General features: G+C 72.0%; 11 protein-coding genes and 1 riboswitch. Of the genes, 6 read left to right on the forward strand and 5 right to left on the reverse strand.

Translation table 11 applies throughout. The annotated features are described in order from the left end of the window. The first annotated feature begins 94 nt into the window (after positions 1–94). The 3 genes from VFO68_RS04595 to VFO68_RS04605 are packed head-to-tail and all read left to right on the forward strand — an operon-like array spanning position 95 to position 3,095. Positions 95–1,171: an outer membrane lipoprotein carrier protein LolA gene (locus VFO68_RS04595; RefSeq protein WP_325156879.1), complete on the forward strand. Its 1,077-nt coding sequence runs from the start codon at positions 95–97 to the stop codon at positions 1,169–1,171. Beyond that, complete coding sequence (locus tag VFO68_RS04600) at positions 1,168–2,217, forward strand: ABC transporter ATP-binding protein (protein ID WP_325156880.1); 1,050 nt, start codon at positions 1,168–1,170, stop codon at positions 2,215–2,217. The genes VFO68_RS04595 and VFO68_RS04600 overlap by 4 nt, the downstream gene beginning before the upstream one ends. Beyond that, positions 2,214–3,095, forward strand: coding sequence for an ABC transporter permease subunit (locus VFO68_RS04605; protein ID WP_325156881.1), 882 nt, complete (start codon positions 2,214–2,216; stop codon positions 3,093–3,095). The genes VFO68_RS04600 and VFO68_RS04605 overlap by 4 nt, the downstream gene beginning before the upstream one ends. Here VFO68_RS04605 and VFO68_RS04610 read toward each other — a convergent pair. The 3 genes from VFO68_RS04610 to VFO68_RS04620 form a co-directional block, all read right to left on the reverse strand. Further along, entirely contained in the window at positions 3,082–4,101 is a 1,020-nt protein-coding gene (locus VFO68_RS04610; protein ID WP_325156882.1) for an ABC transporter ATP-binding protein, read from the reverse strand. The genes VFO68_RS04605 and VFO68_RS04610 overlap by 14 nt on opposite strands. Beyond that, positions 4,101–5,708: an iron ABC transporter permease gene (locus VFO68_RS04615; protein WP_325156883.1), complete on the reverse strand. Its 1,608-nt coding sequence runs from the start codon at positions 5,706–5,708 to the stop codon at positions 4,101–4,103. Before VFO68_RS04615 ends, VFO68_RS04610 begins: the two co-directional genes overlap by 1 nt. Next, complete coding sequence (locus VFO68_RS04620) at positions 5,705–6,745, reverse strand: thiamine ABC transporter substrate-binding protein (RefSeq protein ID WP_325156884.1); 1,041 nt, start codon at positions 6,743–6,745, stop codon at positions 5,705–5,707. The genes VFO68_RS04615 and VFO68_RS04620 overlap by 4 nt, the downstream gene beginning before the upstream one ends. After that, a riboswitch (TPP riboswitch) is annotated at positions 6,741–6,854 on the reverse strand. It overlaps the preceding gene by 5 nt. 25 nt (positions 6,855–6,879) lie before the next feature. Here VFO68_RS04620 and VFO68_RS04625 point away from each other — a divergent pair. Continuing rightward, the gene (locus VFO68_RS04625) at positions 6,880–7,188 is read left to right on the forward strand and encodes a 4a-hydroxytetrahydrobiopterin dehydratase (protein WP_325156885.1); all 309 of its coding nucleotides are present in this window, start codon (positions 6,880–6,882) and stop codon (positions 7,186–7,188) included. Here VFO68_RS04625 and VFO68_RS04630 read toward each other — a convergent pair. Further along, on the reverse strand, positions 7,185–8,342 hold the full coding sequence (locus VFO68_RS04630) for an alkaline phosphatase PhoX (RefSeq protein WP_325156886.1): 1,158 nt from the start codon (positions 8,340–8,342) through the stop codon (positions 7,185–7,187). The genes VFO68_RS04625 and VFO68_RS04630 overlap by 4 nt on opposite strands. 47 nt (positions 8,343–8,389) lie before the next feature. Here VFO68_RS04630 and VFO68_RS04635 point away from each other — a divergent pair, with 47 nt between their 5' ends. Next, a complete protein-coding gene (locus tag VFO68_RS04635) occupies positions 8,390–9,013 on the forward strand; it encodes an NIPSNAP family protein (protein ID WP_325156887.1) in 624 nt (207 codons plus the stop codon). Positions 9,014–9,022: 9 nt separating this feature from the next. After that, entirely contained in the window at positions 9,023–9,361 is a 339-nt protein-coding gene (locus tag VFO68_RS04640) for an antibiotic biosynthesis monooxygenase (RefSeq protein ID WP_325156888.1), read from the forward strand. 25 nt (positions 9,362–9,386) lie between these two features. Here the strand turns inward: VFO68_RS04640 and ychF are convergent, their stop codons facing one another. Beyond that, positions 9,387–10,466, reverse strand: a complete 1,080-nt coding sequence (ychF, locus tag VFO68_RS04645; protein ID WP_325156889.1) for a redox-regulated ATPase YchF — start codon at positions 10,464–10,466, stop codon at positions 9,387–9,389. Positions 10,467–10,807 lie beyond the last annotated feature (341 nt).

Below are 10,807 nucleotides of genomic sequence, written 5' to 3' on the forward strand. Positions count from 1 at the left end.
TCTCAGCCAGGCTCAGGCTCTCAGCGCCATCTCAGTTGCCGGGGCGCATTCTCTGGGTGCGAGAAGATACTCAAGACGAACAAGGGGATCGGGAATGAACAGGAAACGAACCGCTATCGCGGTAGCGGCGACGGGGACCGCCGCCGGCCTGGTTGGCCTGGCTCTGCTGGCCTCCCCGGCCGGGGCGGGTGGGGCGCCGCCGGCGCTGCCCCCGATCGCCGCCGAGGATCTGGTCGCCTCGGTGCTCAACGCCAAGGCGCCGGCGATGTCCGGCTCGGTCCAGGTGCGGGAGAACCTGGGTCTGCCCATCCCGGTGCTGCCGACCGGCGGCGCCGACAACGTCTCGGCCCGGGTGTACTCCGACGGCGCCGGCAAGGGCCGCATCGCGCTGGCCGGCCGCAACGACGAGACGACCGTCGTCGCCGACGGCGAGACGGTGTGGATCTGGAGCTCCAAGGACCGCTCGGTACGCAAGATCGAGCACGGCCAGGCCGACGCGCAGCGGGTGCCCGAGCAGCTGGCCGACCCCACCTCGGCGGCCCAGCAGTTGGTCAAGGCGATGCAGGCGGAGAGCACGGTGGCCGTGGACGGCACCGCGCGGGTCGCCGACCGCCCGGTCTACCAGTTGCTGCTGACCCCGAAGCCGACCGAGAAGACGCTGCTGCGTGAGGTCCGGGTGGCGGTTGACTCCGAGACCAGGATCCCGCTGCGCCTGGAGGTGCTGGCCAACGGGGCGGCCGAGCCGGCGCTGCGGATCGGGTTCACCGAGTTCAACCCGGGCGCCCAGGACCCGAACCTGTTCCGGTTCGACGTGCCGCAGGGCGCGACGGTCAAGGAGGTCAAGCCGGGCGAGCACCTGGACAGCAAGGCCACCAAGGACCTGTTCAGCCAGCTGGACGCGAAGACGGTCGGCACGGGTTGGGACACGGTGCTGGTCGGCAAGGTGCCGGCCCAGCTGCTGGAAGCCGCCGCGAGCGCGGCCGGTGCGCCGGCCGGGCGGCCGGACGTGACCGGGCTGCTGCGCCAGTTCGCCAAGCCGGTCGACGGGCCGTTCGGCACCGGCTGGGTGGTCACCACCAAGGTCGGCGCGGCCCTGGTCACCCAGGACGGCCGGGTGGCGATCGGCGCGGTGCCCGAGCAGGTGCTGATCGACGCGCTCAGCTCGAAATGACCAGCACGACAGGCGTCGACCGAGGGGTGAACGGGGTGACCGCAGCTGCGGTCACCCCCGCCCCCCATCCGGTGGCCGCCCGCACCCGGGGGCTGCGCAAGGTCTACCGCAGCACGGTCGCCGTGGATCACGTCGACCTGGACGTCCCGCTGGGCTCGGTGCTCGGCATGTTGGGCCCCAACGGATCCGGCAAGACCACCACGATCCGGATGTTGCTCGGCCTGGTCACCCCGACGGCCGGCACGGTGGAGCTGCTCGGCCACCGGCTGCCCGAGGGCGCGGCGCGGGCGCTGCCGGAGGTCGGCGCACTGGTCGAGGGTCCGGGATTCCACCCGTTCCTGTCCGGCCGGGAGAACCTGCTGCGCTGCGCGGCGGCCGAGCCGCTGCTGGCCACCGGCGGCATCGGCCGCGCGGTGGGTGAGGCGCTGGAGCGGGTCGGGCTCGCCGACGCGGCCAACCGCCGGTACCGGGGCTACTCGCTGGGCATGAAGCAGCGCCTCGGCCTGGCCGCCGCGCTGCTGATCCCGCGCCGGTTCGTGGTGCTCGACGAGCCGACCAACGGCCTCGACCCGGCCGGCACCCGCGAGGTCCGGGCGGTGATCGCGGCGCTGCACGCGGCCGGCACCACCGTGCTGGTGTCCTCGCACCTGCTCTCCGAGGTGGAGGCGACCTGCACGCACGTCGCGGTGCTGCACCGCGGTTCGGTGGTGGCCCAGGGCGAGCTCGGCGAGCTGCTCGACGCCGGCGACAACGGCCTGCTGGTGTCCACTCCGGACACGACGGTCGCGGTGGACACGTTGCGGGACAAGCGGATCCCGGCCAGAGTCACGCCGGACGGGCTGCGCGTGGACCTGACGACGACCACCGCCCCGGACGTGGTCGCCACGCTGGTGGCGGCCGGGGTCGCGGTGCACGAGGTGCGCCGCCAGCGCGCCGGCCTGGAGGAACTGTTCACCCGGCTGACCGAGGCGGACCAGAACGGCGCCGCCCTGTCCGACCTCGATGGTCGGCTCCAGCTTTCGCCGGTCGAGGAGGTCAGCCGATGACCACGCTGACGGTGTCCGGTCAGGTTTCCGCACCGGTGGCCCGCACGCACGCGCCGATCGGCCGGCTGCTGCGCTCCGAACTGCGCCTGGTGCTGCGCCGGCCGCGCACGCTGATCGCGCTCGGACTGCTTGTCCTGGTGCCGGTGCTGGCCGGGATCGGCATCGCGCTCGCGGCCGACGGCACGCTCGAACCACCGCCCGGCGCCGAGGGTCCCGGGGCGATCGCCGCGATCCTCAGCGAGAACGGGTTGGTGCTGCCGATCTTCGTGCTGACCATCTCGCTGCAGATGCTGCTGCCGATGGTCGGGGCGATGTGGGCGGCGGACGCGCTGGCCGGCGAGTCGTCCGTGGGCTCACTGCGCAACCTGCTGGTCGCGCCGGTCGGGCGGGCCCGCCTGTTGGGCGTCAAGGCATTCGGGGTCGCCACTGCGGTGGTCATCGGGGTGGGCCTGATGACGGCCAGCGGGGTGATCTCCGGGCTGGTGCTGCTCGGCGGCAACAGCATGATCACAATCTCCGGCACCACGCTGTCGTTCTGGCCGGCGCTCGGCCGGATCCTGCTGACCGCGCTGCTGGTCACGGTGCAGGTGCTGGCGGTCGCCGCGGTGGCGCTGGCCATCTCGTCGGTCACCGAGCACCCGCTGATCGTGATGGCGGTCTCGCTCGGCGGCATCATCGTGTTCACCGTGCTGAACGCGATCCCGGCGCTGAGCTGGCTGCATCCGCTGCTGATCACCGACAGCTGGCAGGCGATGATCGACGTGATGCGGGATCCGATCCCGACCGACGCCTTGGTCGAAGGGGTGCTGCGGGCCGGTTGCTACCTGGCGATCGGCGGGTCGCTGGCGCTGGCCCGGATGTTGACTAGGGACGGCTGAGCACGGCGACCCCGTCCGGGTCCAGGCACAGTCGCACGGGATCGCCGGCCTCGGGGGCGTCGGCGATCCCGGCGACGGCGTCGACTGGTTCGGGCCATTCGGCCAGCCGCACCCGCAGCCGGACGTGGTCGCGCCGGTGCACCCGGGCCAGTGTCTCGCCGCGCAACCGTCCACCGTGGTCGGAGCGCAGCGCGGTGGGGCGCAGGCCGAGCAGCACCGGGCCGTCCGGCGCGGGCACCTCGACCGGGCCCAGCGCGCAGCTCGCCACCCCGGCCGCGACGGTGGCCGGCAGGAACGTGGTGCAGCCGAGGAACGCGGCGGTCTGCTGGTCGGCGGGCGCGCGCCACACCTGCTCGGGGCGACCGGTCTGGACGATCCGCCCGGCCCGCATCAGCGCCACCCGGTCGGCCAGCGTGAACGCCTCGTCGTGGTCGTGCGTGACCACCAGCGCGGTGCTTCCGGACACCCGCAGCACCCGGGCCAGATCCAGCGCGAGTTGTTCGCGCAGCGCCCGGTCCAGCGCGGAGAGCGGTTCGTCCAGCAGCAGCAGCCGGGGCCGGGGGGCCAGTGCCCGCGCCAGCGCCACCCGCTGCTGTTCCCCGCCGGACAGCTCGGTGATCCGCCGCCGCTGGTAGCCGTCCAGCCCGAGCAGGGTGAGCAGTTCCGTCACCCGCTCGGCCCGCGCCGTGCGGTCCACCCCGGCCATGCGCAGCCCGAACTCCACGTTGCCGGCGACGTCGCGGTGCGGAAACAGCTGGCCGTCCTGGAAGACCAGGCCGAACCCGCGGCGGTGCACGGCGAGGCCGGCGAGGTCGGCGCCGTCCCAGCACACCGCGCCTGCGCCCGGCCGCTCCAGCCCGGCCACCGCCCGCAGCAGCGTCGACTTGCCGCAGCCGGACGGCCCGAGCAGGGCGACCACCTCGCCGTCGGCCACCTCGATGTCCACATCGGACACTGCGGCAACCGCTCCATAGTGGACGGTCAGCCCGGTGACGGCGAGCGCCATCAGAACTCACCGACCCCGGGCACCCGCAGCCGGTCGACCAGCACCACGGCCAGCACCGTGACCACCATCAGCAGGGTGCAGGCGGCGTAGGCCATCTGGTTGTTCAGCGCGCCCGGCCGGGAGATCAGCCGGCCGATCGCCACCGGCAAGGTGGTGGTGTCCGGCCGGGCGAGGAAACTGGTCGCGCCGAACTCGCCGAGCGCGACGACGAAACCGAACGTTGCCGCGCTGAGCACCGACCGCCCGGCCAGCGGCAGGTCCACCTCCCGCCAGACCCGCAGCGGACCCGCGCCCAGGGTGGCCGCGGCCGACCGCAGCCGCTCGTCGATCGCCCGCAGCACCGGCAGCACCATCCGGATCACCAGCGGCGTGACCACCAGCGCCTGCGCCAGCGGCACCAGCACCGGCGCGGTGCGCAGGTCACCGGGCAGCTTGTCCAGCGTGATCAGGTAGCCGAACCCGACGGTCACCGCGGACACCCCGAGCGGCAGCATCAGCGCGGCGTCCATGGTCTCCACGAAGCCGCGGCGCACCCGCCCCCGGCTCATCGCGACCAGCACCACCGACGCGCTGATCCCCAGCGTCATGGCCAGGACCGTGGCGTCGGTGGCGGCGCGCAGCGAGTTGGCCGCCGCCTCCACCCCGGAGATCGCCAGCGTGCCCGACGTTCCGGTGGTGGCAAGCGCCCGGTACCCGGCCAGGCTCCAACCGTCCGATGTAGACAGTGAGCGAAGGGTGAGCACCAGCACCGGAACCAGCAGCAGGACGACCACGCCGTAGGCCAACGCCACCACGGCCCACTCGGCTCCCGCCGGGCGCCGGGCCGACTCCGCCCGGCCGCGCAGGGCGAGCGCGGTCTCCCGGCGCCTGCGCACGGCCGCGCCGACCGCGAGCGCCGCCACCACCGCGCCGATCTGCAGCAGGGACAGCGCCGCCGCACCGGGCAGGTCGAACAGTTCCACGGTGCGCAGGTAGATCTCGGTCTCCAGGGTCCGGTGCCGGGCCCCGCCGAGCACCAGCACCACGCCGAAGCTGGTGGCACAGAACAGGAACACGATCGCGGCGGCGGAGCCGACAGCTGGGGTGAGCGCGGGCAGCGTCACCGCGGCGAAGGTGCGCGACCGGGACGCGCCGAGCACCCGCGCCGCGTCCTCGGATCGCCGGTCCACATGCGACCAGAGCCCGGCGACCGTGTTGGCCACCACCGCCACGTTGAAGAACGCGTTGGCCAGCACGATGGCCGGCACCCCGCCGTCCGGCAGCAGCACCCGGAAGGCCAGGCCCACCACCACCGTGGGCAGCACGAACGGCACCAGCACGGCGACCCGCACGAAACCCAGGCCGGGCAGCCGGGTGCGGGCCAGCAGGAACGCCACCGGCAGCCCGGCCAGCAGGGCCAGCACCGTGGACACGGCGGCCTGGCCGAGCGTGAACGCCACCAGGCGCCAGGTGTCCGCGTCGCCCAGCACGGTGAGCACGCCGGCGCCCAGCCCGAGCCGCAGGATGGCCAGCACCGGCCAGGCGAAGAACACCGCCAGGAAACCCAGCGGTATCAACGCAACGGCGAACAGTCCGGCGGCCGGGCCGACCCGTCGCGGGACGGTCACCGGTCCATGGCGGTGCGCCACAGGGTGATCAACCACGCCTGGTCGACCTCCTCGGGCAAGGTGGCCGGGTTGCTCGGCTGCGGCGCCACGCCCTGCCAGGACGCCGGCAGCGGTACGTCCTCCCGGGCCGGGTAGACGAACATCTGCTCCGCCACGTTGGACTGGAACGGCTGGGACAGCAGGAAGTCCACGACCTTGCGGGCGTCGTCGGGATGTTTGGCGTTGGTCAGCACGCCGGCATACTCGACCTGCCGGAAGCAGGTGGACAGCAGCGCGCTGGTCCGCGGCTTGCCGTCCGGACCGACCTCGGCCGCCGGGGACGAGGCGTAGGAGACCACGAGGGGACGCGGGCCTTTTCCGGACGAGCCGGAGAAGTCCTGGGTGTAGGCCTCCTCCCAGCCGCTGGTCACCTTGACCCCGTTGGCCAGCAGCTTGCCCCAGTAGTTCACCCAGCCGTCCCCGCCGAAGTGCGCGACCGTGCCGAGCGCGAACGCCAGCCCCGGCGAGGAGGTGGCCGGATCCTGCACCACCAACAGATCCTTGTACTTCGGGTCGGCCAGGTCCTCGTAGCTGGCCGGCACCGGGATCCCCCGGCCGGCGAACCAGGCCGAATCGGCGTTGACGCACACGTCGCCCACGTCGACCGCGGTGAGCCGGTCGGTGTCGTCGATCGAGTAGCGGCTCGGGCCCTTGTCCGCATCGGGACTGCGGTACGGGACGAACACGTCCGCGCTGAGCGCGCGGTCGGCGAACGTGTTGTCCACGCCGAAGGCCACGTCACCGAGCGGACTGCTCTTGGTGAGCACCAGCTGGTTGGTCAGCGAGCCCGCGTCACCGGACTTGCGCACGTCGATCCGGATCCCGCTGCTGGCCCGGAACTCGTCCAGCACCTCCTGCTTCATGGTGAACGAGTCGTGGGTGACCAGCACCACCGTGCGCTCACCCGGTTCCGTGCCGCCGTCTCCGCCGAACACCGAACACCCGGTGACGGCCGCGAACACCAGCGCAGCCAGCGCGGCACGTCGCGTCACTGTCATTGCTCTCCTCCCTCCCTGCGCCGGAATGACCCGGATCAGGTTCGAACGGTCGAGGGCTGCGAGCCCTCCTCTCAGTCCGGCGCCACACCGGACTCCCGTGGCAAACCGGGATGTTACAGGCCAGGATGGAAGGCATGCCCGAGCTACTCAGTGACGAGGATGTCGGCAAGGCGCTCGGCGCGCTGCCGGACTGGACCAAAGATGAGGGCGCGCTGGCCCGCACGGTGGAGTTGGACAGCTTCCCGCAGGCCATCCAGGTGGTGAACCGGGTCGCGGAGATCGCCGAGAGCGACAACCATCACCCGGACATCGACATCCGCTGGCGGACCTTGACGTTCCGGTGCAGCACGCACTCCGCCGGTGGGATCACCGCGAACGACGTCTCGCTCGCGGAGGAGATCGACGGGGTGGTGGATGCGATCAGAGAAGCGGCTGCCGGTTAGGTTCGGAACGGGCCGGTGATCTCGTAGGTGATGCCGCCGAGCACGTTGCCGGTGGTGCCGCGCTGTGAGGAGAAGTACAACCGCGACCCGTCCGGGCTGAACGCCGGCCCGGTGATCTCCGAACCGCCCTGCCCGAGCACCCGCAGGAACGGTGCGACCACACCGTCCCGGGTGATGATGCAGATCTCCATGTCCCCGCCGTCCTCGGCGACGAACAGGTCGCCGCCCGCGGTGCCGGTCACGTTGTCCACCCCGGTCAGCGGTGGCGTGCCGATCACCAGCGAGTCGTCGTAGGCGAGGTCGATGGTGGACGTGGCGGCGTTGTACGCCCACACCCGGTTGTCGCCCTTGGTGGTGAACCAGCAGGTGCCGCCCGCGTAGTAGCAACCCTCACCGCCGTTGAACCGCTTGGCGCCGGAGACCTGGTTGCGGGTCACCACCGGGAACCCGTCGGGGTCGGGCACCCGCCGCCAGGTCACCGGGCCGGAGGTCGCCTCGTTCGCGCCGCAGAGCACCTCCAGGGTGCCGCTGGCCAGGTTGCCCCAGGTGGCCGGCGCGAACCGGTAGAAGCAGCCGTCCGACACGTCCTCGGTCATGTACACGAACCCGTGGTCCGGGTCGGCCGCGCAGGCCTCGTGCTTGAACCGGCCCATCGCGCTGCGGGCGGTGGCGCCGTTGGCGCCGAACGGGTCGGTCTCGAACACCCGCCCCCACTCGACCTCCTCGCAGGACAGCCAGGTCTGCCACGGGGTGGCGCCGCCCGCGCAGTTGACGTTGGTGCCGGACAGCGTCCGGTACGCGCCGGTGATCTGTCCGGTCGCGTCGAACCGGATCGCCGAGCAGCCGCCGACGAGCGGAACCTCGCTGTTGGAGGTGTAGATCCACCCGCTGCCGTCGGCGAAGCAGGCGCCGCCGTCCGGGGCCGGGTGCCACAGGTAACCGGTTCCGGCCACCCGGGACCCGGTACGGGCCACCACCCGGCTGCCGAAACCCGCCGGCAGCATGACGTTGTTGGCGTCGGCGGCGAGCAACTCGCCGTAGGGGCTGGGGCCGGGCTGAGCGGTGGCGGCGAACGCCTCCCGCCACGACGCGCCCCCGAACGCCGCCGCCGTGGCCCCGACCACCGTCACCCGCAGGAAGTTCCGTCGCCGCATGGCTCCATGAGACCGGATGTCGGGGCCTGCTCCTAGGGTCCGTTCGTATGAACGACATCTACGAGTTGCGGCAGTACACCCTGCGCCCCGGGCAGCGCGACGTGCTGATCGAGCTGTTCGACCGGGAGTTCGTCGAGTCCCAGGAGGAGCTCGGCATCCGGGTGGTCGGCCAGTTCCGCGACCTGGAGCGGCCGGACCGGTTCGTCTGGGTGCGCGGCTTTCCGTCGATGGCCGTCCGGGCGGAGAGCCTGACCGCGTTCTACGGCGGCCCGGTCTGGCGGGCGCACCGCGCGGCGGCCAACGCGACCATGATCGACAGCGACGACGTGCTGCTGCTGCGCCCGGCCGGCGGCGAGTTCACGCTCAACCCCGCGGTGCGCGGCACCCCGGCGTCCACGGTCGTGGTGGCGGACATCCGGTACCTGTCCGGCCCGTACGACGGCGAGTTCGCCAGGATCGTCGACGACGCTGCGGTGGCCCTGTCCACCGAGTACGCGGAGAACAACTTCCCGGCCCTGCCGGTGCGCACCGGCGAGCACGTGTTCGTCACCTTCGCCTCGGTGCCGGCCGAAAACGGGTGGCCAGAGCCGGCCGGGTTACCCGAGCATGCGAAGGTGACCCGGCGGGAGCGGCTGCTGCTCGCCCCCACCGACCGGTCGATGCTGCGCTGAGGAGGCTCGATGGCCGGGAACCCGCGTCCCGCGACCCTGCCCGAACCGCCCTACTACGCCGTCGTGTTCACCTCGCTGCGCACCCCGGTCGACGAGGGCTACTCCGAGACGTCCAAGGACCTGTTCGAACTGGTCCAGCGGCAGCCGGGCTTCCTCGCGGCGGACTCGGCGCGGGAGGCGAGCGGCCTGGGCATCACGGTCGCCTACTTCCGCGACGAGCCGGCCATCGCCGCCTGGCGGGCCGACCCCCGGCACACCGCCGCCCGCGCGCTCGGCCGGGAACGCTGGTACGACTCCTACGCCATTCACGTCGCGAAAGTGGAACGCGCTTATCGCTGGGACCGCTGAATTCATTACAAATTACTGTGCGCGATTATTTCCCGTGCCGAAACTCCACAACGTCACCATCGGCCATGACGTAATCCTTGCCCTCCATCCGGACTTTCCCGGCCGCCCGGGCCGCGGCCATCGAGCCGGCCGCGACCAGGTCGTCGTAGGCGACGATCTCGGCCTTGATGAACGCCCGCTCGAAGTCGCTGTGGATCACGCCCGCCGCCTGCGGTGCGGTCCACCCGGTCCGGATGGTCCAGGCCCGGGACTCCTTGGGTCCGGCGGTCAGGAACGTCTGCAGGCCCAGGGTGTGGAACCCGGCGCGGGCCAGGGCGTCCAGGCCCGGCTCGGTCTGGCCGATCGAGGCCAGCAGCTCCCGGCGGGACTCCTCGTCCAGCTCCAGCAGCTCCGCCTCCACCTTGGCGTCCAGGAACACCGCGTCGGCCGGAGCCACCAGCTTGGCCAGGTCCGCCCGGCGGCCCGGGTCGGCCAGCACCCCCTCGTCGGCGTTGAACACGTAGAGGAACGGCTTGGTGGTGAGCAGGCTCAGCTCGGCCAGCGGCCCGGCCTCCACTTCGGACCCGGCCGCGTAGAGGGTCCGGCCGGCGTCGAGCACCGCCCGGGCGGCCTGGGCCGCGTCCACGGCCGGGCGCGCCTCCTTGCGGGTGCGGGCCTCCTTCTCCAGCCGGGGCAGCGCCCGGTCCAGGGTCTGCAGGTCGGCCAGGATCAGCTCGGTGTTGATCGTCTCGATGTCCGACGAGGGGTCCACGACCCCGTCGACGTGCACCACGTCCGGGTCGTCGAAGACCCGGATGACCTGGCAGATCGCGTTCGCCTCGCGGATGTTGGCGAGGAACTTGTTGCCCAGGCCCTGCCCCTCCGAGGCGCCTTTGACCAGGCCGGCGATGTCGACGAAGGACACCGTGGCCGGGACGGTCCGGGCGCTGGCGAACAGCTCGGCCAGCCGGTCCAGCCGGGGATCGGGCAACGGGACGACGCCCACGTTGGGCTCGATCGTCGCGAACGGGTAGTTCGCGGCCGTAACGTCGTTGTTCGTCAGGGCGTTGAACAGGGTGGACTTTCCGACGTTGGGCAACCCAACGATTCCGAGGGTCAAGCTCACGACGAGCCAGTTTAGGCACCCACCGCGAACCGCCACGCGGCACGTTCGCCCGAATGGACGCTGGCGCCTGCGTCCCAGGTCAATAACACTCCGTGAACCTCCTACTTTCGATACTTCACCCATATAGGTTGAGCGTGCTTAGGTATTGCTTCGGCGGAGCCCTCGGCGGGGCGAGGAATGCTCGCCAAACCTGCTCGCTCACCCAGCCGAGGAAGGAAATGGGATGACGTCCCAACGCCAATGGCGCCGGCGCGGCCGGTACGCCATCGGGATGGCGTTCACGACCGCGATCGCGGGTGCGACGCTGGTCGCCCTGCCGCAGGCCGCCACCGCCGACCCCA

This window comes from Actinophytocola sp. (assembly GCF_035712165.1).
Taxonomy (GTDB): Bacteria; Actinomycetota; Actinomycetes; order Mycobacteriales; family Pseudonocardiaceae; genus DASYTH01.